The sequence below is a fragment of the Bacillus sp. AR2-1 genome, from assembly GCF_008368755.1.
In the GTDB taxonomy this organism is placed as follows: Bacteria; Bacillota; Bacilli; order Bacillales; family Bacillaceae_G; genus Bacillus_A; species Bacillus_A wiedmannii.
Window position 1 is genome coordinate 1 of the sequence record NZ_QORY01000016.1, and the last position, 22957, is coordinate 22957.

Below are 22957 nucleotides of genomic sequence, written 5' to 3' on the forward strand. Positions count from 1 at the left end.
AGTAAAAAGATATTATCTAAGCAAAATAGGAAAATGGTTTAGAAAAATAGAAAGTGAATGGGAATCACAAATATCCAACAATGAAAAGTAGCATGTATTAGAAGAAAAGTAAATACAAACAAACCAGGGGGCGCATTTCATGTTTAATTTACAAGAAGATATGTATGAGCAATTGAAAGAGAAAAAAGGGGAAATTACTGTATTTTTAAAGAATGGCGTTCCAGTACGTGGGCAGATCCTTGCAACAGATAAATTTACCATCCTAATGATGATTCGTGGTAAACAACAATTAATCTACAAACAAGCAATCTCTACACTTGCTATGTAATACATACTGGTGTACCGCCAGCATTTTGGAAAAACCCCACGCTAAGAGTATGCAAGATTTTATACAGTTTTTTGGCTAATCCAGTAACAAACGAGAACCCTAAAATCGTGCCAGGATAGGAATGTATAAAAAATTGCATAGATCCATAGAACAAAAAAAGGAGGTTCCCTTGTGAGCGTAGGTATACTCCTTTTTCTTGCTACAGATAATAAGATGTTATGTTAACCAAGCATGTATAGAATATACAAAATTTAAATTGTAAAAATTAATGCTTGAACCTCCAGTTACGTTAGATATTATGATGAAATTAATAATAGATTGTAAGGAGGTTATATAAGTTGGGTAATGATTTAAGTTTCTCAATTGGTAAATTTTCTAAGAAAACTGGTGTTTCAATAAGGACATTGCATTATTACGACGAAATAGGGCTACTCAAAGCTCAAAAAGACCTCAGTTCTGGCCATCGACTATATGGAGAGGATCATATAGTAAAACTTCAAAATATCTTGGCCCTAAAATTCTTAGGTTATAACCTAGAAGAAATAAGATTAATGCTAACTAATACAAGTCTCAACTTAAGCTTACAGGACACTTTAATTCAACAACAAAAAGCATTTGAGAAGAAAAAAGAGCATTTAGATAAAGTTCTGAACGCAATTAATCAAACAATTTCTTTGTTAGATAGTCAAAAGGATGTTCCAAGTGAAATATTAATTAGTTTGATTAATAACATTCAAAATGAAGAAAATCAACGTACATGGCTTGAACATTTCACTTCTAAAGAAATTACAGATAAAGTTTACAATAAAACTGATGAGGAGAATTTATCCTTAGATAAAGAGTTTATTGATTTATCGAGAGATGTGAAGAGGTTAGTTGGAAAACCAGTTCATGATCCAGAAGTACAAGAGTTAGCAAATAAACATTTGCAGGCATCTCTTAAATATGTTGGTGAAGAGGCTATGCATGCTTTTGGAAAATTAGAGGACGAGGAAATAGAAGATTTTCAATGTATGATGGCCTCTCCTTACACAGAGGAAGAAGAAAGATGGTTAGACCAAGTAATAGAATATTATATGGTTCAAAACGGAATGTATAATCCCAATCAACATAATGATAAATAAGTTACTTTATGCTAACTTTAAACTAATATTAATCAACTTCCAATAACGAAAATTATGTAAATAAGCTGTCCGTATGGACAGCTTATTGTATTTTTGGCTTAGCGTGGTTATTTTCTGAAATGCTGGTGATACCCAAAATAGTTGTTGCTAAAGATGGTGTGAATTGGAATTAAACTCCATCTTTTCTTTTTAATCTTGTATAATAAATATAATGATATTTAAATTTTATATATTATACAATTAAATAGGAGGAATAAATGATATGTTAGATAAATTTAAAAATCATTTTAAAGATGTAAATTTAGTATGTTCACAATGTGGTAAAACAATCGAACATGGTGAACAATTTGTAGTTTCTTTAGTTTTACCTGAAGAAAAAAATATGCCTGTTGGACAATTAGATAAAGTATTAGCTAAGAGAGCAAACGAAATTTTATGTAGTAAATGTAAATAACACTGGAACAGGAGTAATTCTTCACTATTCGCTTGTTAAAATTATCAAACTTTTTTATAAAAACACAATATGTATGTACAAATATAGAAGTTATTTTAATCAATCTTTTTTTTAAATGGCTTCCATTTTTCACTGTAAAATGAGGATTTGGGCACACTTTTGATTAAAATTTAATTCAAAGCTACAATTGTTTATATTTTGTTATTTCCTGTTGCAGAATCCTTATTATAAGGATTCTTTTTTTGTATCAAAAATCTACAAAGAAAAAAGATAAGATCGGGAACACAATCTTATCTTCAGCACAAGGAGTAAACAAAAGGATAACCATCATATTTTTATCATAATTTATTTTTTGTTAATTTTGAATATTAAAACCATACTTAACAAGTATATCTATATTGAGAAATTTATTACAAAATTAGTTATAAAATGATTCAAAACTCCAAAGTAAACTTTTAGCCAAAAGTTTACTTTCAAATTAGAAAAGATTAGGTCCACAATAGGCTTTACCCCATCCATAAACCTTACGATCAAAAACAAAGGGTAATTCAACTATCAAACTCATATAAAATGTTAATCTTGTCTAAGCATTCATTAGGATATACAATTGATCATCTATTTTTCTTTACATAATCTCCAGATACAGTCCATATCAACTATAGATTCTTGCCTTATGCTAAATGTAATCAAAAAGCAAGTAGATAAAGATAATGATTAAAACATTAACTTTAGATACTTTTTTTGATGAATATTACAAATAAACAGGAGGTAATGAAAAATGATTAAAACATTATTAGCAGGAGCATTTTTAAGTACAGGATTATTAGCGGGTGGTGCAATAGGTGCAGATGATGCGAAAACGGACAATTTAAAGTCAAATGAAAATTCAAATCAAGTAATTACACAGAGTGCAGATGGAACAACGTCTTCCTCACAAAACTTTGATTTACCTAAAGATGCAGTGCCAGCATCTAAAGGAGATGTAAAAACTGTTGAAAAATCAGAAGGTACAGGTACAGATTCTCAAGAAGGAAAAATGGTAGAAACAAAAGAAGGTACAGAATCACAACCTGGAAAACATGCAAAAACTGTTGAAAGAACAGAAGGTACAGGTACGGATTCTCAACAAGGAAAAATGGTAGAAACAAAAGAAGGTACAGAATCACAACCTGGAAAACATGCAAAAACTGTTGAAAGAACAGAAGGTACAGGTACGGATTCTCAACAAGGGAAAATGGTAGAAACAAAAGAAGATAATTAAATAATATATAGTTATAATGAAGAGCATCCAAAAAGTGGTGCTCTTTTTATATGATAGGGATCATTTAGTTTTACTCAATATAGAACTGTAGGAGGAATTGAGGCTAGAACATGGGGGACTGTCTCTTCAAACCATGGTGTTTAAAACAGTAGTTTTAGTGGTAACGTTACAATACAAACATTTTGTTAGAGATTTTTTAAATTTACATACACTCTAGATAGACTACATATAAACTTCAGATACTTGTTTTATGATACAAGTAATCAAACAAAAGGAGGGCAATACAAAATGATTAAAACAGTATTAACAGCGCACTCTTTTAAGTACAAGAGAATATTAGCAGATGGAGAAAATGTTGAAGATGTACAGACAGATAAACAAAATGAATTGCAACAAGCCAAAAGTACGATTCTAAGAAGTTTGAGTTATAAAAAGAAAATAGATAAGTATAGTGAAAATAGATAAATTGACAAGAGAAAAGCACTTTGTGTATATCACAGGTGCTTTTCTTACGATTAGTCAACCTATATTTTTAGATTTTTAATGGACTGGATATCACAAAATATGGGTATCTATTTTTATGCATGCAAAATACCCCTAGCAGGGATTCATTTTTTTACTAGGGGCGGATATGGTATGATGAATGAAACTATGATGTTAGGCTGCTAACCGATAATCATAGTGTATATTGTGTGTAATAAGGTGAAGGAGAAGTTTCAATAACTTATTTACACATGCAATGGACGCAACTTTATGACATTTGTTATAGGGTTGCGTTTTCTTTGCTATATAAAATTTATATAATAAATGAGAAATTAACAAAGTGGACAATTGAACCATCGGAGTTTAAGGTGATTAGTTATAACTGTCTGGAGATATTTGTACCAGAATATAATGTGTTAATATTTTGACATTTTTTTGTGTTTTATGCTTTTTATTTATAATAAATGTATTAAAATCTTTTTTTCTCATACATTTATTTGGTTATTCATCTTATTAAGTGAATTAAAATATATCCATTTCCTTATATAAATGAGTATATTTATGTTAAATTGTGTAAATATGTGTAAATAGATAATATGAATATATAATTAATATCTATTACTTATATATTCATATTTTAAGTTTCTGAAAATATAGCGGAGGGATAGTATGAAAAGGGGACAGAAACGAAAAACACAAAATTTAGTGATAGTAACTGCCACATTATCTATGTTTGCTACTGGAATAACGCCCTCATTAGAAATCTTTGCGGAAGAACAAGCGCAGCAACAGAAAGTGTATGAAGCTGTTCAAAATCATCAAGGAAATGGTGACTCGAATTGGATATTTACTTTATCGTTATGGAAACCGCTTATTTTGAATTTTTAAGTTGATGGCATGGGAATTATTTTATATAAAGGAGAGTCATGCAGCAGTCAAAAATCAAAAACAAAAAAGGGGGAAATTATTTTGAAAAGGATTTCATCTTTATTACTAACTATGCCTATTATTTTAGGAAGTATTGCTACGATTCCTCATACAAAGGTTTCAGCTGAAACAATGTCATTCAATCAAGAAACATTCACTTTAGAAACATTGAATCAACAGACAGATCAAGCCATTGCAAATGGTAATTTTGAAGCTCATTTGAATAATCTCACAGCATATCTGAATGGAAATATTGGGGGTATTACTGAAGAGAATTTAAAAAAGAAGCTTGCAGACCCAGGATTTGCAGCAGCTTTGGCTCAGTGGCAATTCATATCACAAACAGGTGCTGTAACAATGGCTACATTTGCAAAAAAAGATGCTGATCATCAGAAATTTCTTGGGTGGGCTATGAAAAATACAGATGTGATGAATACCTATCTTGAAGGTGGTAGTCCAACTGGAAAAAATCCTGTAAATGCACTTGAGATATGGAATACAATCTGGAATGCGGATGCAAATTCTCACGAAGGATTGTATTTAAAACTAGCGATAGCTACATCGTTAGCTCATGCTGAACCTATAAAATATTGGACAAACAATCAACCTATTAATCCATTAACAAGGTACCAACATTATAAATCAGCAGATCAAAATAATGAGTTACTTCCTTGCTTTAGAACATATGATGTTTGGCATTTAAGGCTAGTAGTGAATACTTGGTCACCAGAAGAAGATTTAACTTGGGCAAGGAATATGATTAATACGGAACATCCAGAACTTAAAAATCAAGATAAGGTAGGGGAAAGTGCATATTTGATTAATTATGTAACCCATAACAAGGATGGAGTTAGCATTCACGCTGGAAATGATGCATTCTATGGTTTAGGTTGGAATCTTTCTTCCATTTACAAATTTGGTGGGGTATGCGGTAATATTTCGAAGTTTGGTACGCAAGTAAGCCAAGCGTTTGGAGTAGCAGCTATGCCTGTTGGACAACCTGGACATTGTGCACTTATATGGAATAACAATCCATCTTCTTGGAATTTAGGAAATGATATATCTGGATGGAGTCAGTCGAGCCGTCATGATGCAACTGCTATTCCTTGGTCAGATAATAGCCCGACAAAGCAAGTGCCGTATATGCTACTATTTGAAAATGCTGAACGTGACCCAGTAAAACTAGATCAATCAGAGCGATTACGCTGGTTAGCGAAAGCGATGACTTCAAAAGATAATAAAATTGCAATTTATAAAATATCCACCAATATTTTACCAATCAATTTTTTAGTATGGGAAGATTACGTTTCTCTTATGTTACAAAATCCAAATGTAACAGATGCTGAGTGGAAAGAATTAAATAACAATATCATTTCTGTTTTTGCAAATGAACCGCGACCGATGATGGATCTTCTTACTCAAATAAAAAACCATGTACCAAATACAGATGATATCTTAGAAGGAGACCAATTTGCATGGTCGCTGAAAGGAATTGGAGATTTTGAATTCGCAAAAGTAAATTTAAATAAATTAACAGAAGAAATGCAAATTGATCTAAAAGCAGGTGTACCACATAACTACTTTGATAGTACATATGCAAGTATTAAAGTGCAAAATACATCAGGTAAAGTGGTCTATAACAGAGAGGTTTATGGGAATAAACAACAAAATGCTGAAACACAAAAAGTTCCAGTAAAGATCGGTGATTTTATTGAACTTACACATCTAGAAGGCAGAGAGAGGGCAACATTAATAAATTTAGGTAATAATAAACGTGAAAACTTTGATAAAAAAGCAATGTATGAAGTTACAAAAGATGGCCTGAAAAAAGTAAATCAAGTTGTTAATCCGAAACCAGATACAGAAGCTCCCACACAACCACAAGGATTATATGCAAGCAACGTTGCTTTTAATAGTGTAGAGCTAAAATGGAACCCTTCTACAGATAATGTAGGTGTAAAAGAATATCAGGTACTACGCGATGGACAATTGATTCAAACGGTACAAGGAACGACGTTTAATGATCAAAACTTAACAGCTAATAAGGAATATAAATATGCAGTGAAGGCTGTAGATGCAGCTGGAAATACATCAATTCAAAGTAACATTCTTCCGGTAAAAACAAAAGATCAAAATGTATCTTATGAAAAATGGGATCCGAAGAAGGCATATACAAAGGGAGATAAAGTAGAACATCAAGGGACAGTGTATGAAGCTGTTCAAAATCATCAAGGAAATGGTGATCCAAATTGGATATTCGCTTTGGCATTATGGAATCCACTAACATAGTGGTCTGATGTATATTGAAACTACGCCAAAATGTTTATGGTAATTATGGAGTTTCCCCTTATGCCCATCAAGCTAAGATTTTTAATTACCCCCAAAACGAAAAATTTATTTCTCTACAGTTATTTATGATAAATTAATCGAATTTCTTTTTTTCAACAGATGATTAATTTTTAAAAATTATACTCAAAGGTTAGGATTTTACAATAACTTTTATGAACTATTAATACTTCATAAAAGTTATTGTGAATTTTGTGAATGAGTGTTGTTGGCTTTCTACTTTAATAAATCCATGATGAGCTTCGATAATTGATTTTGCTAGTGCTAAGCCAATTCCAATGGACCATTCTTTATTAGAATTTTTTGTTTTGTAAAATCTATCGAATATATATGGGAAATCTTCTGATGCAAAAATAAAGTAAAAGAGAATAAAGCATATATATTCCTATCGGAATCATATCTTATGCTACAAGTCCAAACAATTGATGGACGAATTCTTTCTGATTTTGGATAGACTGGTTCCGTAAATTAATCTGTTCTTTTTTAATCATATGCATGGCTTCTACTCCAGAAAGAATGGATATTGCTGTGTCAAAAGATTTGAGCCCTAACATAGAAAGGATACGCTTCTTTATAAAGCGATGATCTTGTTCTACCATATTATTTAAGTACTTTTGTTGTCTAAGTTGCATACCATCAGGTATGCTTTTTTCTTTTTTCAACTGTTCAAGTGCTATAGGATAAGCCGGATTCTTATCGACTGTTATCGCACGTGGCTTTGAAACATGAAAAGACCGCAAAGCTTTCTTGAAAAAGTGCTTTGCAGCCTTTTGGTCTCTTGTTTTGCTTAGACAAAAATCGATTGTGTCTCCTTTCGAATCAACAGCACGGTACAGGTACAGCCATTATCCTTTAACTTTTATATATGTTTCATCAACTTTCCAAGAATTATTGGTTTGCTTCAGGTGATGACGAATTCGTTTGTCCAATTCAGGGCCATACTGATGAACCCAACGCATAATCAAGGTATGAGAAATGATAGCGTCTTTTTTCTTATCTTTCTATGCAATCATAAACCATTTATCTCGAAAAAGTGAGTGGGGAAGAGAACGCATGAAAATCATAACGCGTCAGCTTATTTCAATGATTTTCTTGTCTTTAATTAAATTAGTCTTTATATCTATTCATAGTGTGTACTTTATACTGTCCATTGGCGTTAATTACAATGGTAATATAAAAAAATAAACAAGGGAACAAATGAAACTTGTATCATGTCTATATATTGAAACCATAATAAAAGTGAGGGGAGTTTTATGTTTATTTAAATAAGTTCGAGGTGTGGAAATGGAACAAAAGTTTATTGAAAAATGTAATCATGATGAGCTGGACTATGTTATAAAAGACTATTGGCAAGATGTATGGAATTATTCATTTATTATTACGAAAGATCCACACTTATCAGATGACATCACACAAGATGTCTTTATAAAGGTTTTTAAACATTGGCACTTGTTTCGAAAGGAGTCATCTATTAAAACGTGGATATTAAAAATCACAAGAAATACGGCAATAAACTATTTGAAATCCTCTTATTTTAAAAGGATATCTTTAGTGGGATTTTTTAGTGACGATAAACAATCTCCATCGGCAGAACAAGAATTTTTTAAGCAAGAGGAAATGAATGAAGTGTGGGATGTAGTATTAAAACTACCTAAAAAACACCGTGAAATACTAATATTGGACGCGAAATATGAATTATCTTATGAAGAAATGGCTGAAACATTAGGTGTATCAATTGGAACAGTCAAATCTAGATTAAGCCGAGCGAGAAGTAAAGTTTCAAAATTAATAGGGGAGGGTAGAAGTGATGAACAGTAAAAATAATTCTGACTGGTATAGTAAAATAAAAAACGGCCCAATTGGGCATCGGAAAGATGAAGAAGAATTTATTCATAGAATACAGCAATCTATATACCTAAATAGTGAAGTAGATTCTATAACATATAAGAAACCATCTCGTAAAAAAGCATTGCCCGTTGTAGTTGTGTTGGTTTGTACAATGTTATTTTTTATTGTTCAACAACCTGGGCTTGATGATAATAAATCACCAGTACAAAGTAGTACTCAAATTAAGCCAAAAACAAAAGATGAGTCTGCTCAAGAGCCATCATTAAAACAGTTTATGAATGATTTATCTCGAAGTACAAATTCAAAAAATGAAAATGATTTGTATAGAGCATTAAATGATGAAGTTTTATTTAAAGGGAAGAGTTATAAGAAGGATGAATTGAAATTTGATGAAGATTTGTTTCATGAGCTGCAAGTCGCTCTTACAATGGGGGGAGAATTTGCAAATGATACAAAGAAGGTATATAAAGTACCAAGTGGAATGACAGAAAGTAACCAATCAAAGCGAAAACATTTTATATATGTAACTGTTACTGGAAATAAAACGAAAATTTTAGCTGAACCAAAACGAGAATCACAAGTTTTATATGAAGTATCTAATGAGGTGGTAAAAGCTTGGATTCCAGAAAAAGTGCAGAATGATGGATATATAAAAATATCGACATTTAACGGTAATACTGGGTATGTACAAAAAGAGAATGTTTTAACTGATATTAAATATTCATTCGTGTTCAAAAAGGATCAGCAAGGTGTGTGGAAAATAATGGATATAGATTCTATATGGTAAAAGAGGAAGGTTCACTTTAATGAACCTTCCTCTTTGTTATTATTTTCTTTTTGAAGTGTATGCCAGGACTCTAAAATTTCTGATGTAACGAGAGCAGCGATGTTTTTTTCTGGATTACTACCAGGAATAACGACAGAAATGGCGATTTGTGGATCTTCGGTAGGAGCATATGCAATGAAAAGAGAATGATTTATCATTCTTTCTTGCTTATTTGGAGAACCTGTACTACCCGTTTTACCTGCGACATGAAAGGGTAACTTTTTAATCTCCTCTATATTTTGACTCATTCCACCGTGCACGACACTCCAAAATTCTATAGGATAACGATTTGAACTTTCTAAAATTGGTTTAAACTTTTTTGTTTCCTTACTGTCCTGACCAATAATCGCACTTACGATTTGAGGTTTATATTTATCACCCTTACTTGCCAAAGTTGCTGCATATTGAGCGAGTTGAAGAGGGGTATGCACTTCATTTCCTCCCCAAGAGGCATTTAATAAAGCGGAGATTCCATTTTCAAACTTATTAGATGGATGGAATTCATATTGTCCGTCTTCTTCAAAGGGTAAATCAATCCCGGTTTTAGAACGTAGGCCGAATTGCATTAAATAATCTGTCCATATATGTGCCACTTTTTCTATATTTCCATTATTTTGGTTGAATAAGGGCAGAGCTACTTTTGCTGTCATAAATGTGTTAGATGAATTAATGATAGCCTGCCTCGGTGTAATCTCACCTGTTGGTGTTCCAGGTGCATTCGTAATGTTATTTTGATTATCATACTGAAAAGTACCTTTATCTAAATAAGTATCTTCGGGTTGGAAAAGTTTTTCGTTTAATCCAATTAAAATAGTAAGTGGTTTTATAGTAGAAGCCATATTTACATAAGATTCACCATACTTTAATTTTTGAATCGCTTTATTTTGCGAAAGTGATTTAATGTTTTCTTTTCTAGAAGATACATGTGTATTTAATATATTTGGATCAAAAACTACCGAGTTGGCCATAGTTAAAATTGCGCCAGTTTTTGCATCGCTCACTACAGCATAACCAGCTTTAGCATCAGGTGTTTTCTTAATTTGAGATCTTAATGCTTCTTCTGCCTTTTGCTGCAACTCAGAGTCTAAAGCTAGCCGTACATCTTTACCTTTTTGTAATTTTTGAATATTCCATAAGAACTTTTTATTATTCAATTTAAAAATAAGAGTTTTACCTGGTTTTCCTTTTAAATCATTTTCATATTGCAGCTCAATCCCGCTTTTTCCAACAGCCATATGCTTTGAATTAAGGTCATTTTCTACATACCCAATTACTTGTGAACCAATTTCGTGTTTAGGATAATATCGAATCCATTCATCTTTAATTATTACATTATTGGTTTTGTTTTTGTTTATGAATGCAAGTTCATTCTCAGTTATATCAGAGTATAACGGCATACCATTCATAGTCTGCTTTTTACAAGATTGCTGTAATTGTGATTTTATGTCCTCTGCCGAAATGTCATGTTGAAATTCTTTTGAAAATTGATTGAAAAAAGCTAATGTGTTTGATGTATCTTGTTTCGATAGCTTTTCATCATTAGAAGTGCAATATAGAGACTTAACTTTCTTATTTGTAGCTAGTATTACACCATTTTGATCAAAAATCTTTCCTCTTTCAGCTGAAGAAGTTGCGATAGTAATTGAAATGAAGTTGATTTTTAATAAAATTAGTAAAATCAAACTTACAATAGAAAGAACCGCAAAAAATCTCCATCTTTTTGTATGTAACATATAACCCTCCCTTATGTAGCCTATTTCATCTTATAGTTAATTATTTTTTTTGTAAATGTGGAACAACCTTATTACTTAGGTTTTCTATTAAGTATTACAGCATGAAGAAAGGAATAATTAGCATGAAAAGTTACTAACAAGTCTATTTATAAGCTTAATATGAGTCAGACAGACTATAACAAGGGTTTAGAAAACAGTTTTAAAGTGCTTTCTAAAAGACAATACAAATTTTTAACGATTATTATTTTATAATTTATGCTTAATTAAATACGAAAATTCTCTTCAAAAGATACACAGATTGACTATGTACTGTTTATATCAGGAATGTAACGAAACATAAGCACAATATGTACAATTCTCCAACTGCGCTAGTATGGTGATTTTTATTAACGGCAAAATAACTTTTAAAATATGTAAATATGTTTATGTGAGTCAATAAATTTAATAAAATCTTAAAAAATTTTTTAGATAAAATTTCTTTTTTCTTTCTATATTTATTCTATAATTTATGCATAAATATGAAAAATGCTTTTAAAAGATCCACAATTTTCTGTAGTGTTTATATCGGAAGTTTAAAGAAAAGTAAACAAAATATATTTACTTCACTCACTACACTAGTATAGTCATCTATATTAATAACAAAAGCTATAATTTACAAGGAGAACACCTTATGAGTAAGAGAATAAACGAATTAGAATCATATGAGGACTAGCGGCTATAACAGTTGTATTTGGACATTTTTGTTTAATGATACCATAATTTGGAGATGCAAATTTTCTTGTTTTGGGTATTTGCTTTTCTTGGCTTGATTGTGATGAGGTCTTACCCCTTTTTAGTAGACAAAAAGAAAAAGACTAAGTTATCAGTGTGTTTTGATATTCAATTGGGGCACACTGGTTTAATTTTTTTGTAACTGTGGAACAAACTTATTACTTAGATTGTCTATTAATTGTAATCCTAAAAATATAGTTGAACAGTAATAATGGGGTGATTTCTGCTAAAAGTAATGTGATAAGAACAATATTTAAAGTTAGATTACCTAAAAAAAAGAGTTCAAAAATTTAAAGTTTACCCTACTTTTTATTTTAATAGTTCCTTCTATCCTATACGTATATATGTACAATTCTCCCACTACACTAGTATAGTGGCCTTTATTAACAGTAAAATCTACAATTTACAAGGAGAAGACTTTATGAGTAAGAGAATAAAAGAGTTAGATTCTATACGGGGATTAGCAGCTATTACAGTGGTAATCGGACATTTTTGTTTGATGCTACCATCATTGCCTAATTCTATAAAACTATCGCCTCTTAGGTTTTTATGGGCTGGTGGAGAAGCTGTAATCATTTTTTATGTACTCAGTGGTTTTGTGCTATCTATGGCACTCTATCATTCAAAAACAAATTATTGGGGATATTTAATTAAGAGATTTGTACGAATCTATATCCCTTATTATTTCTGGATATTTATCACCTTTGCTTTATTTATTTTATTTTCATCATATGAAGTTACAGGACTTCGAGATTGGTTCTATGATAAGTGGCAAGGGCCAATAACAAAATTAGATATTATCAATCACTTTGTACTTCTTAATAACTTTTTTACGGATAATTATAATCCGGTTATCTGGTCATTAGCTCAAGAAATGCGTATATCTATCGTGTTTCCCTTGTTATTCCTTCTATTTTATAAACAGAGTTGGAAGAAAACGATACTGTTTGCTATGAGCTTTTCTTTAATTAGTATTTTCCTTAATATGTTGCATATTGGGAAAGCTGAGGGATTTTATAATGGTTATGCCGATACACTGCATTTCACATCTATGTTTATGGTCGGAATGTTACTTTTTAAGCATCAGGAAAAACTTACCCACTTATATAGAAATATGAAAAATTTAAAAAGAAATCTTCTTATCACACTAGGAATCTTTTTATATGTATACTCTACTGGAATTTTGCTGATTTCTCGTAGTGATACTGCTTTCCTATTAAAGGATTGGGGTGTCGTAATTGGCGTTAGTATACTGATTATAATGGCCATGAATAATCTAAAGGTAAAAGAAATTTTAAATAAGAGTGTATTTGTATACTTAGGAGAAATTTCATATAGTATCTATTTATGTCATTTTCCAATCATGATGGTACTATTTAAACTTTTGTATACAAAAATACCTATCCTTTTCCTTCTTATCTTATGTATTACAATGACAATACTTTGTTCTATAGTATCGTATCATTTAATTGAAAAGAAATGTATCAATTGGGCAAAACAAAGAACAAAAAATTTCAAAAAAAAAGTGTAATACTTGTAGGAGGAAGGAAACGATTCAAAAAATAAGCCGCCTTGAAAAATCCACAATTCAGGCGGTTGTTTTTTCTTTAAATTCCTATATTAAACTTTACACCTAAAAAAATAATTTTGAGTCCAAAAAGGTACGGATTTTTTATAGGAGGAGGAGTAATGTATGAAGCATACGATTAAAACACGATTTATTATATTATTCTTTATTAGTATTTTAGGTTTAGGAACCATGTCTGTAATATTTTATGTTAAGCATAAAACCAATATTCAAAGAAATAAAGCGATTGCTACCGAACAACGTTTATTGCAATATGAGCTAACCGTGAAAAGAGAATTAGAAAAATATAATTTAGAAGGTAAAACAGCAGTTTTATTAGGAATTATGTACCAAGAGAGTAGAGGTGAGGGAAACGACCCTATGCAGTCTTCTGAATCACTGGGATTAAAGCCAAATGAAATTCAAGAGACAAGCTTGAGCATTAGACAAGGGGTCAAACACTTTGCTCAAATGTACAAATATGGAACGGAAAAGGATGTTAGCATGGAGACAATTATTCAAAGCTATAATATGGGACCAGGGTATATTGATTTTATTGCTAGTCAAGAAGTTAAACAACACTCGGAAGATTCGGCCAAAAATTTTTCTAAGATGAAAGTTGATCAAAATCCAGAGATGTACACTTGTGGTGGAAATAAAAAAAATTTTAGGTATCCATATTGTTATGGTGATTTCACATATGCAACAAGGGTGAATGAAAAAGCAAAGCTTATTGAAGAACTTCTCCGAAAAAATTCAAAGAGTAATTCAGAAAAATTATAATGTAAGAATTTTAAGATTCGTGTGAGGTATTTATTAAAACAGGTCATAGTGATACCCGTATTCTAAAAATGGTCTGACTACATGCCTGGTTCAGATGAGTTTGGAGTGACTCATGCAAAGTAGGCAAGACTTAAAAAGCACTCCACCAAGTCACGAGAATTTAGGTTTTACCGTAGGTACCATTTCACGTTCAACAAAATAATATTAGGCTCATAATGTCTCCATTTAAATAAACTTTCCTTATCCACACTAATCAGTCACCTTTTAAAGTAGCCTCATAAGTATGGATAATTTTGAGAATGTTCAATATCTCCTTATTATTGTAAAATTATATTAATAAATGTTAATGTACACATAAAAAACAGGATAGTTCCTATAAAAAGTAAATACCACAATGTCTAGGGGGTTGAAATGGTGGGGAAAATAGTTTTTTTAAAAAAATTAGATAAGAAACTAATATTCATTTTATTCATATTATGTATCACCAGTATTGTTGCAATATACAGCAGTCAGCAAACCGGGCAATATGGTAACCAAAATTTTGCTATGAAACAAATGGTAAATTACGCCATAGGTTTTGTTCTATTATTAATTGTTGCCAATATCGATTTAGATCAATTACAAAAATTAGCTTGGCCGATTTATTTTGTGGGGTTCATCTCAATTATCATTTTAAAGGTATTACCAGTGTCAAGTTTTACACCTGAAATATTAGGGGCAAAAAGATGGTTTAGATTTCCAATTATTGGTGCTATTCAACCAACTGAATTTTTTAAGCTTGCCTTAATTCTTCTGGTCGCAAGTTTAGTCGTAAAACATAATGCACAGTATATGGCACGGACATTTCAAACCGATTTACTTTTGATTGGTAAAATATGTTTGATAACTATTCCACCTGCGTTACTTGTATATAGTCAACCTGATACGGGAATGGTGTTCCTATATATAGCAGCCATTGCATGTATTATATTTATGTCAGGAATTCAAAAAAAGTTAATCGTACTATGTACAGTAATTCCGATGACTGTATTGTCTGCTTTAATATTTATATACGTAAAATATCCAGATATTTTCTTCAATAAGTTAGTTACTTTATTAAAGCCTCACCAACAATCACGAATTTTAGGCTGGTTAGATCCATTTCAGCATACAGATCAGGGATATCAAACTCAACAATCACTTTTAGCTGTTGGTAGTGGAGGGATAGAAGGAAAAGGATTTGGTTCTGGAAATGTTTATATTCCAGAAAAACATACTGATTTCATTTTTGCCACAATTGCCGAAGAAGGCGGTTTTATAGTTGCCACTTTTATAATATGCATATTCTTCTTACTGCTTTCCCGAATACTTATAATTGGTAATTCCGCAGATAATTTATTCGGCACCTTACTATGCGCAGGAATTATAGGCGTTCTAATGTTACAACTTTTTCAAAATATCGGTATGATTGTGGGATTAATGCCTGTCAAAGGTATTGCACTTCCATTTTTATCATATGGCGGAAGCTCTTTATTTTCGAACATGCTAATGATGGGGCTTATTTTATCCACACGAAAAACATACAGAGAATATATGTTTTCAGTGAATCAGCACTAAATATCAAATAAGAAGTACTTATACCTTAAACTATTCGTAGAATAACACGAGATGAATAAAAAAGGTTACAGAGCTATAATCAAGTAGTGTTAATAGACAAAGGGAGAATAATAAACATTCTTCTCCCTTTGTCTGTAATTAGAGTTTGCATATATAAATATACGTTGTAAGGAATTGCTGGAATGAATTTTAAGGTTACAAAGGGGGAGCACGCACATTTTAACGTTTTTATACGCTAAGGGATTCTCAAAACTCCATAACGTGAGTTAAATTGAGAATCAAATTACATCTAGTTTGATTCATAAAAGATTGGCGTCATAGACTGCTGGATAAAAGCACAGGGTTTTATCTCTGTGTTTCTTCAAATTTTCGTTTTTGAATATAAGCTTGAGCATGAATAATTTCTTCCTGAAGTTCTTTTAATTCTTTCATAGATTCTGTTTCTATAGTCATATAGGTAGTAACTAAACTAATCATCATATCCATCTTCTCTACTATATTTTGAATGACCTGTACAGATTGCTCTTTTTTAGGGTGTTGTATTGCTGTTAATACATCTTCCATATAATTGTTCTTTCTTTGCTGGATATCATAAATAAACTGTTTTGTGTTTGAGTTCAGTTGTTTTTCCTACTCTTTATATATATTTCTATTCCATCACATTTAAATGGAAAACATTAGGTTTAAATTTACACCAGCCTAATTGCTTAACGGAATCTATATACTTCTAAAGGGATGATAAATATATTTTTTTATCAAACTTGGAACTTTATCATGATTACTGTCCAATATATAGTGAAATCAATTTTAAGGAGGATGCCTATTTGGCTAGTAATGACAATATAAGCAACTGAATAAACCGTCTGTTATCCGGTGACGAAGAAGTTTTTGAATATATATTTGATTTAACAAATCGGAGAATATATGAGACTGTATTTGCTGTAGTTAAAAATGGTTATGATACAAATAAATTTGCAAATGAGGTTTACTTTCAACTATGGAAATCCATCTCAAAATATGATCAATCTAGACCTTTTTATTTTGGTTGAATGGCATTGTCTATAAACAAATTAGTCAATGGTGTTTACATAAATAACTTTAGAGAGAAAAATTTTGTTATGGGGATGTATAAAATATTAAGTTGATAGGCAAGTGATGTTACCCTATTCCTATCAAGCTAATACTTTGATTGTCATTTTACCTATAAATTAGCCGTAAGTTAATTATTAACCCATAAACTTGCCGAAAATTTAATAAGAACCATAAAGGCAACTAGAGTTAAGGTGTTTTTAGCTAAAAAAACTAGAATATCAATAAAGCCTTCACTGAAAGATAGCACCAACAATAACCGAATTTCTTTCGCTGATCCTATAACTAAAAAGTCGATTTCCTGTACGCTAAGAAATCGACTTTTTAGTGAGTAACTTAATGTCTTTATTAGTAAGAAACTTGATTAAATTAAATCCAAAATATCTTTTGGGGAATTTAATATATAATCAGCTTTTTCAAAACCTTCTTTTGTCTTTGAACCCCATAAAGCGAGTGCGAATTTAACACCAGCACTTTTCGCACATTTCATATCGTATATTGAGTCTCCTATGTATACTGACTCATCATTAGGAACATCTAATTGTTTCAAACAAGCTAATAATGGTTCAGGGTGTGGTTTGTGTTTATCCGTATCACACGCACAAATTATATGTTCAAAATGATCGCTTAGGCCAAATGGCTCGAACTCGTCTATTAATTCTTGCTTAGTTTTTGATGTAACAATCCCTAGCTTTAATTTACTAAGGGATAACTCTTTAATAACGTCCTCTAATTCTTCAAACACCGAAACTTCATGGGAAAAATCTAGTACAGATTTGCACCATTTCGGATGGACAACGTCTATATTTTGTACATCTAATTTTTTTAAGGTTACTTTTCCAGGAATTCCTAATGCAAATCGTAAATCCTGTAACGTATAATCTTCCTTTAGTTCGTCTTTTAAAACTTTTTGTAAGGATTTTAATATTGCTTTTTCTGTGTCTAAAATTGTGCCGTCTACATCAAAAACAAGAGATGTAACCAAAATAAATCCTCCCTATTTTTTAATCTTCACTTGTAATTACTACTTCAACACCGTTTTCTTTCAAAGTATTATATAAATCATTAGACATAACTTGATTTGTAATGAATGTGTCTATAGATTCAAGCGTTAAACCCTTATAATTTCGTCGCTGATTCCATTTAGTATGATCTGCCACTAAAATAACTTGATCAGCATGTTTTATTAATTCACGCTTGAAATAAATATCTTCTTCAAAACCATAGTATATCCCGTCTTCTGTAATACCTGCAGTTCCAATGAATACCTTGTCAAAGTGATAATCTTTGAGTTTTTCAGTGGTCGAAGTCCCCGTAGTATGTCGAGAAACCTTATTTAAAGTTCCTCCCAAAAGGTGAATAGTCGTATCTTCAGATTGAGCTAACATATAAGCAGTATCAATAGAGTTCGTCACAATAGTTACGTTCTTTGATTGTAAATGTTGCGCTACAAAATTGACAGTTGTTGAAACGTCTAAATAAATCATGTCATTGTTTGCAATTATATTTGCAGCTTTCATTCCAATCGATTTTTTCGTTTCTAATTCAGTCTGTGACCGTACTTGATAAGTATTAATTTTCTTATGAAAAGTAGCTAAAGCCACTCCGCCATAAGTTCTAACTATTGCTTTGTTTTTTGAAAGTTTTACTATATCTCTTCTTGCAGTATCTCTTGAGATATGAAACATTTCACACATTTTTTTTATATTCATAGTTTTATTTGTTTCTAAATAATTAAGAACTCGTATCAATCGCTCTTCTTGATTCATAAGTAACCTCCATAAGAATATATTAAGTTAAAGTAAGTTATTATGCAAGTTAGTTTAAGTTATAATGTACGATAACGCTCCTGTAATTAAGTGTTATTAAGTGGATTTGGTAAAACCTTATTTTTAATGCCTTTATAATATTAAGCGATTTTATAATGGATTTAAAATTTTATCGTTGTAAGTATAAATTTGCCAAAGTGTTAAAGACATATAAATATTAAGTGTAAAGATAGTAAGGATTGAATGTCCCTACTATCTTTTTTTAACTATAAGTACAACTTAAAAATACATAGTAATAATTGATAAGTTATGATAAATTTAAAGTGTAAATTTCAGAATTTTCATTTTAATCAAAAGAGGACAGAGGCCCAGGGCCTTGAACTTGATATAAGCAAGGGACAGTTGAAGGAGTGGTAAGCTAGATGAACATGAATCAGAAGGCTAAATGGCATGAAGTTATATCCATTAGGGAGGCTCAAACAGAGAATGGGACAATGTTTTATCTTGTGGATGAAAATCTAGATTTTATACCATTGACCAAAGAATATCTCGATATGATACAAGCAAGAGCTGAACGTCAGGTGTCCCCTAATACTGTACGAACATACTGTTATTATTTATGGTATTTTATGGTGTATTTAAAAATTAAGAAATTGAATATTTTAGACTTAGATGGAAGGCTTGATATTCTAACTAACTTCAAATTATGGCTCAAGAACCCATATAGATTTTATGAAAACGTAGAGATGTTTGATCATGAATATGTTGAGGAGGACCTTAAAGTTACTACTGTAAACGCAATTCTAGACAGAGTAAGTTCTTTATTTCTTTGGCTTAAAGCTAGTGGAAGGATTAAAGATAATCCTGTTGTATATCGTAATGTTATGGTTACAAATACAATGAGGGATAAAGATATGTTAACCCACACTCATAGAAACAGGACTGTTCAAAAGAACGCGCTTAAATCCAAAGTTCCTTATGTTATTCCTAAGACTATTGAGCAAAAGAATTTTAAGAAGTATCTAAAGACGGTTAATCTCTTACGAGATAAAATTATCCTCCTAATTCTTAAAGAAGGTGGCCTGAGGTCAGGAGAACTTCTAGGTATAAAACTCGAAGACATTGATTATGGTGAACAAGGTATTCATGTACGCTTCAGACCAGACAATGCAAATGGCTCAAGAGCTAAAGCCGGTTATGGACGAGACAGGTTTGTTCACCTCCCTTCTGATCTTATGCTTTTAATAGATAGATACATTAGTAGTGATTGGGTGGATAGCGATCCGGATGCTGATTTTTTATTTGTTGTAGTTAATAGCAATAAACCGCTGGAAAATGGAAATCCGATGAAGAAATCAACACTTACCTCTATTCTTAATTATTACAACAAAAAAACGGGTATTAAGTTAAACACTCACAAATTGAGACACACACACGTTACTGAACTCGCAAGAGTATACATTAATAAAGGTGAACCAATCAATTGGAAGTTTATCCAAGAAAGAATAGGTCATGCAAATGTAGCAACTACAATGGGAACTTATGCTCATTTAAATACAAGTGACCATCAAAAGGAGTACCAGCGAATGAGTGAATATAGAGCAGAAAAACGAAAGGAGCGAGAAAATGATAAAAAGTAAAGCTGGTATCCAATCGAAAACAAATAGCTCTGGGGGTTTAATATCAAAAACAACCGTTTCTTTTTATCCCGTTGAGGATATCGATACATCTTGGATGACGAAAGCACAAAAGAGATTTTTTAATGTTTTAAAGAATACTACTAATAGGCAAAAAAACTATACCGAAATCTTAGAATTAGCTGGTTATAGTATCACTTCTCATCAATCCTGGCATAAAGCTATTAAGGACAAGCAGTTCGCCACTCTACTTGAAAGTATGGGGGTTAATGTAAGACAACGTAAATTTCGGAACCCGCCCCATTATGAAATAAAATATATTAAAAACCCAAAGGAAAGAAATGCATATCTTAAGCAAGATATATGGGACATGAGAAAACTATTTAAAGAGTACCCAAAACATCGTTCCCCAAGTGTTTATATTATTGATTTTACAAGAATAGAGAATACTCACTTGAAAACACTTGTAAAACGATACTTTTATAATATGTTTGGAGAATGGGAACCGGGAACATTCTCTTTCCAACTCCATAAGATAACTAGATTTGTTAATATACTAAACAATGAATTTCCTGAAATAAAGTCATTTAATGAACTAAGAAGGAAAACACACATTGAAAGTATTCTTCCTCATTTCCATAGCCTATCAAAGAACCTTTCTAATAGAATTTTTCATGCTACCAAACAAATGCTTAATTATATGTATCTTAACAATTGGGTCGAGGGACCGATTACAAATAATTTATTAATTAGTTATGATTCTCCAAATAGAATAGAACCATTGCCTAAACCAATACCACCCTATGTAAAAATACAACTCGATGATTACTTGGAAAATAAAATAATCCCTCTCTTAGAAGCTGATAAGGATACACCAATAGTAGCATCAAAGTATTGGGATTTTATTATAATAATAAGGCACACAGGCAGACGTTTTGAAGATCTAGCACACATGATCGCAGACGAAAGTGATGTTGATTGTTTGAGGTATGACTTAGATGGAGACCCTCAGCTCTATATCGATCACCGTATCGCTAAGATCGCAAAAGATTTGGTGATTCCTCTAGTACATATTGTAGATTCACACGGCAAAAATATTGTAGAACAAGCGATTATACGTCAGAAAAAAAGGGTTAAAAACTCCCCTCCAACTTCGGATAATCAAAAATATTTATTTAGAGAAGTGATTGCCTATGAAAAAGATAATACCCCTATTACGGAGACTATTAGTTACAACTTTGTAATGAACCATGTATTACCTAGAATCTGCAAACTTATTCCACTATCAAATGTTGCTCAGGATTCTGGAAGTACATATAATGTAACATCCCATCAATTTAGACATACTGTAGCAACTGAAATGATTGATGCTGGAGTAGATATTTACGCTGTTAAAAACTTTTTAGGGCATTCATCAGTTACGATGACGGAAAAATATATTAAAGTTTACCAGGAACGTTTGAAAAAAGAATTTAAAGAGAAACTTCTTAGATCCGATGCCAGAAATATTAAAGAGAAACTTCCTGAACAAGAAGAAGTTTTTGGAGATAACAAATGGGTTAAAAATAAAATTATTGCAGTGTTTGATCAAGGTGATGGTTGTTGTGAGCACCCATATAAAATGCCCTCTTGCCCTCATCAAGTGGCTTGTAAAACTTGCATCAAGAAAAAGATATACCCAAGACATAAAAATGCAGTATTGGATACTATAGATTCCTTTACAATGCATTTAAACCAAGCTAAACAAATCGGGCTTGAGGAAAAGACTGAGGAATTTGATAAGGTAGTCCAGTTCTATCAAGCAGCATTAGAAGTCATTGAAAGGGGTGAAACATTCGATGCGGCGAAACACTTTTATACAGGAGGTTTTCATTAATGGTTAATATGAACCCAAATACTTTAAAAATGGTTGAGACAAAGAAAATGGAAAGTGAATTAAAGAAACAAGCTGTTTTGGCAGTTCTCAAGGAGCTAACGCTCCTTAATGACCCTATAAACAATCCTATTTCCAAAGCCGAAATATGCCGTAAGGCAAGCGTAAGTAAAACTTTCTTATATTCTTATCTAGAAGAACTTATAATACCAATCAATGAAGCAATAAAAAAACAAAATCAGAAGTTAAAGGTTATAACTAAAAAACAGACATTCAGCGAAAACTCAAAAGACAAGTTGATTGAATCCCTGAAAAGAAGAATAACTGAATTAGATAAAGAAAACAAAAAACTAAAAAAAGACAATGCCCTGTTACTTGGAAAACTGGCAAGTAAATAATAATATTTTAGCTTCTGAATGAAATTCGATAAATAAATGGGGATTTAAAATAAAGTTTAACCGTTTTGAAAAAAGACTAACTGTTTATAAAAATATGCACTGTTTTATCCCTTTGGATTTACTTATCTATGGGGATATTTTTAA

Annotated in this window: 19 protein-coding genes and 6 pseudogenes; 18 read left to right on the plus strand and 7 right to left on the minus strand. The window is 31.4% G+C overall.

The features are described from left to right. The 8 genes and pseudogenes from DT250_RS18090 to DT250_RS18135 form a co-directional block, all read left to right on the plus strand. Positions 1-91: pseudogene (locus DT250_RS18090) on the plus strand (transposase); the annotation flags it as partial. A 48-nt stretch (positions 92-139) separates the two neighbouring features. Next, positions 140-328 (plus strand): RNA chaperone Hfq, encoded by a 189-nt coding sequence (gene hfq, locus DT250_RS18095; RefSeq protein ID WP_149213476.1) that lies wholly within the window; start codon positions 140-142, stop codon positions 326-328. Positions 329-666: 338 nt separating this feature from the next. Continuing rightward, on the plus strand, positions 667-1452 hold the full coding sequence (locus tag DT250_RS18100; protein ID WP_149213477.1) for a MerR family transcriptional regulator: 786 nt from the start codon (positions 667-669) through the stop codon (positions 1450-1452). Positions 1453-1714: 262 nt separating this feature from the next. After that, complete coding sequence (locus tag DT250_RS18105) at positions 1715-1906, plus strand: hypothetical protein (protein ID WP_149213478.1); 192 nt, start codon at positions 1715-1717, stop codon at positions 1904-1906. A 778-nt stretch (positions 1907-2684) separates the two neighbouring features. Then, the gene (locus DT250_RS18115; RefSeq protein ID WP_149213479.1) at positions 2685-3167 is read left to right on the plus strand and encodes a hypothetical protein; all 483 of its coding nucleotides are present in this window, start codon (positions 2685-2687) and stop codon (positions 3165-3167) included. Between the two features lie 288 nt (positions 3168-3455). Next, complete coding sequence (locus DT250_RS18120; protein ID WP_179952853.1) at positions 3456-3632, plus strand: hypothetical protein; 177 nt, start codon at positions 3456-3458, stop codon at positions 3630-3632. Positions 3633-4319: 687 nt separating this feature from the next. Continuing rightward, a complete protein-coding gene (locus DT250_RS18130) occupies positions 4320-4538 on the plus strand; it encodes a chitin-binding protein (RefSeq protein ID WP_149213480.1) in 219 nt (72 codons plus the stop codon). Positions 4539-4619: 81 nt separating this feature from the next. Further along, a complete protein-coding gene (locus tag DT250_RS18135) occupies positions 4620-6866 on the plus strand; it encodes a putative mucin/carbohydrate-binding domain-containing protein (protein WP_149213481.1) in 2247 nt (748 codons plus the stop codon). Positions 6867-7086: 220 nt separating this feature from the next. On the opposite strand, the pseudogene DT250_RS18140 reads toward DT250_RS18135, so the two are convergent. Together DT250_RS18140 and DT250_RS18145 are read right to left on the minus strand one after the other, a co-directional pair. After that, positions 7087-7272 (minus strand): annotated as a pseudogene (locus DT250_RS18140) (ATP-binding protein); the annotation flags it as partial. A 52-nt stretch (positions 7273-7324) separates the two neighbouring features. Beyond that, positions 7325-7900 (minus strand): annotated as a pseudogene (locus DT250_RS18145) (IS6 family transposase); the annotation flags it as partial. 307 nt (positions 7901-8207) lie between these two features. Between DT250_RS18145 and DT250_RS18150 the strand changes: the two are divergent. Both DT250_RS18150 and DT250_RS18155 read left to right on the plus strand, forming a co-directional pair. After that, on the plus strand, positions 8208-8741 hold the full coding sequence (locus DT250_RS18150; RefSeq protein ID WP_141528563.1) for an RNA polymerase sigma factor: 534 nt from the start codon (positions 8208-8210) through the stop codon (positions 8739-8741). Beyond that, entirely contained in the window at positions 8731-9558 is an 828-nt protein-coding gene (locus tag DT250_RS18155) for an SH3 domain-containing protein (protein WP_149213482.1), read from the plus strand. Before DT250_RS18150 ends, DT250_RS18155 begins: the two co-directional genes overlap by 11 nt. 11 nt (positions 9559-9569) lie before the next feature. Here DT250_RS18155 and DT250_RS18160 read toward each other — a convergent pair whose 3' ends face one another. Further along, a complete protein-coding gene (locus tag DT250_RS18160) occupies positions 9570-11330 on the minus strand; it encodes a peptidoglycan D,D-transpeptidase FtsI family protein (RefSeq protein WP_149213483.1) in 1761 nt (586 codons plus the stop codon). A gap of 631 nt (positions 11331-11961) precedes the next feature. On the opposite strand from DT250_RS18160, the pseudogene DT250_RS32320 reads away from it, so the two are divergent. The 3 genes and pseudogenes from DT250_RS32320 to DT250_RS18175 all read left to right on the plus strand — a co-directional run. Then, a pseudogene (locus DT250_RS32320) lies at positions 11962-12086 on the plus strand (acyltransferase family protein); the annotation flags it as partial. Between the two features lie 436 nt (positions 12087-12522). Next, complete coding sequence (locus tag DT250_RS18170; RefSeq protein ID WP_000044177.1) at positions 12523-13632, plus strand: acyltransferase family protein; 1110 nt, start codon at positions 12523-12525, stop codon at positions 13630-13632. A gap of 162 nt (positions 13633-13794) precedes the next feature. Next, positions 13795-14451 carry a lysozyme family protein gene (locus DT250_RS18175; RefSeq protein WP_098205431.1) on the plus strand — a complete coding sequence of 219 codons (657 nt, stop codon included), beginning with the start codon at positions 13795-13797 and terminating at the stop codon, positions 14449-14451. Positions 14452-14621: 170 nt separating this feature from the next. Here DT250_RS18175 and DT250_RS18180 read toward each other — a convergent pair. Then, positions 14622-14699: pseudogene (locus tag DT250_RS18180) on the minus strand (IS6 family transposase); the annotation flags it as partial. A gap of 163 nt (positions 14700-14862) precedes the next feature. Between DT250_RS18180 and DT250_RS18185 the strand changes: the two are divergent. After that, positions 14863-16047: an FtsW/RodA/SpoVE family cell cycle protein gene (locus tag DT250_RS18185; protein ID WP_149213484.1), complete on the plus strand. Its 1185-nt coding sequence runs from the start codon at positions 14863-14865 to the stop codon at positions 16045-16047. Positions 16048-16392: 345 nt separating this feature from the next. Here DT250_RS18185 and DT250_RS18190 read toward each other — a convergent pair whose 3' ends face one another. Next, complete coding sequence (locus DT250_RS18190; protein ID WP_098205432.1) at positions 16393-16668, minus strand: hypothetical protein; 276 nt, start codon at positions 16666-16668, stop codon at positions 16393-16395. Between the two features lie 233 nt (positions 16669-16901). Between DT250_RS18190 and DT250_RS18195 the strand changes: the two are divergent. Beyond that, a pseudogene (locus DT250_RS18195) lies at positions 16902-17128 on the plus strand (sigma-70 family RNA polymerase sigma factor); the annotation flags it as partial. Positions 17129-17500: 372 nt separating this feature from the next. Here the strand turns inward: DT250_RS18195 and DT250_RS18200 are convergent. Further along, positions 17501-18121: an HAD family hydrolase gene (locus DT250_RS18200; protein ID WP_098205436.1), complete on the minus strand. Its 621-nt coding sequence runs from the start codon at positions 18119-18121 to the stop codon at positions 17501-17503. Between the two features lie 19 nt (positions 18122-18140). Further along, the gene (locus DT250_RS18205) at positions 18141-18905 is read right to left on the minus strand and encodes a DeoR/GlpR family DNA-binding transcription regulator (protein WP_098205437.1); all 765 of its coding nucleotides are present in this window, start codon (positions 18903-18905) and stop codon (positions 18141-18143) included. 422 nt (positions 18906-19327) lie between these two features. Here DT250_RS18205 and DT250_RS18210 point away from each other — a divergent pair, with 422 nt between their 5' ends. The 3 genes from DT250_RS18210 to DT250_RS18220 are packed head-to-tail and all read left to right on the plus strand — an operon-like array spanning position 19328 to position 22813. Further along, positions 19328-20545: a tyrosine-type recombinase/integrase gene (locus DT250_RS18210; RefSeq protein WP_149213485.1), complete on the plus strand. Its 1218-nt coding sequence runs from the start codon at positions 19328-19330 to the stop codon at positions 20543-20545. Beyond that, positions 20532-22418 carry a site-specific integrase gene (locus DT250_RS18215; RefSeq protein WP_149213486.1) on the plus strand — a complete coding sequence of 629 codons (1887 nt, stop codon included), beginning with the start codon at positions 20532-20534 and terminating at the stop codon, positions 22416-22418. The genes DT250_RS18210 and DT250_RS18215 overlap by 14 nt, the downstream gene beginning before the upstream one ends. Further along, on the plus strand, positions 22418-22813 hold the full coding sequence (locus tag DT250_RS18220) for a DUF6262 family protein (RefSeq protein WP_149213487.1): 396 nt from the start codon (positions 22418-22420) through the stop codon (positions 22811-22813). Before DT250_RS18215 ends, DT250_RS18220 begins: the two co-directional genes overlap by 1 nt. Positions 22814-22957 lie beyond the last annotated feature (144 nt).

Excerpts from the sequence above, each read along its gene's own strand:
- DT250_RS18175 (WP_098205431.1), top strand. The coding sequence starts at position 13,795 with ATGAAGCATACGATTAAAACACGATTTATTATATTATTCTTTATTAGT.
- DT250_RS18130 (WP_149213480.1), top strand. The coding sequence starts at position 4,320 with ATGAAAAGGGGACAGAAACGAAAAACACAAAATTTAGTGATAGTAACT.
- DT250_RS18215 (WP_149213486.1), top strand. The coding sequence starts at position 20,532 with ATGATAAAAAGTAAAGCTGGTATCCAATCGAAAACAAATAGCTCTGGG.
- DT250_RS18170 (WP_000044177.1), top strand. The coding sequence starts at position 12,523 with ATGAGTAAGAGAATAAAAGAGTTAGATTCTATACGGGGATTAGCAGCT.
- DT250_RS18160 (WP_149213483.1), bottom strand. The coding sequence starts at position 11,330 with ATGTTACATACAAAAAGATGGAGATTTTTTGCGGTTCTTTCTATTGTA.
- DT250_RS18220 (WP_149213487.1), top strand. The coding sequence starts at position 22,418 with ATGGTTAATATGAACCCAAATACTTTAAAAATGGTTGAGACAAAGAAA.
- DT250_RS18155 (WP_149213482.1), top strand. The coding sequence starts at position 8,731 with ATGAACAGTAAAAATAATTCTGACTGGTATAGTAAAATAAAAAACGGC.
- DT250_RS18115 (WP_149213479.1), top strand. The coding sequence starts at position 2,685 with ATGATTAAAACATTATTAGCAGGAGCATTTTTAAGTACAGGATTATTA.
- DT250_RS18205 (WP_098205437.1), bottom strand. The coding sequence starts at position 18,905 with ATGAATCAAGAAGAGCGATTGATACGAGTTCTTAATTATTTAGAAACA.
- DT250_RS18150 (WP_141528563.1), top strand. The coding sequence starts at position 8,208 with ATGGAACAAAAGTTTATTGAAAAATGTAATCATGATGAGCTGGACTAT.
- DT250_RS18105 (WP_149213478.1), top strand. The coding sequence starts at position 1,715 with ATGTTAGATAAATTTAAAAATCATTTTAAAGATGTAAATTTAGTATGT.
- DT250_RS18210 (WP_149213485.1), top strand. The coding sequence starts at position 19,328 with ATGAACATGAATCAGAAGGCTAAATGGCATGAAGTTATATCCATTAGG.
- DT250_RS18185 (WP_149213484.1), top strand. The coding sequence starts at position 14,863 with ATGGTGGGGAAAATAGTTTTTTTAAAAAAATTAGATAAGAAACTAATA.
- hfq (WP_149213476.1), top strand. The coding sequence starts at position 140 with ATGTTTAATTTACAAGAAGATATGTATGAGCAATTGAAAGAGAAAAAA.
- DT250_RS18120 (WP_179952853.1), top strand. The coding sequence starts at position 3,456 with ATGATTAAAACAGTATTAACAGCGCACTCTTTTAAGTACAAGAGAATA.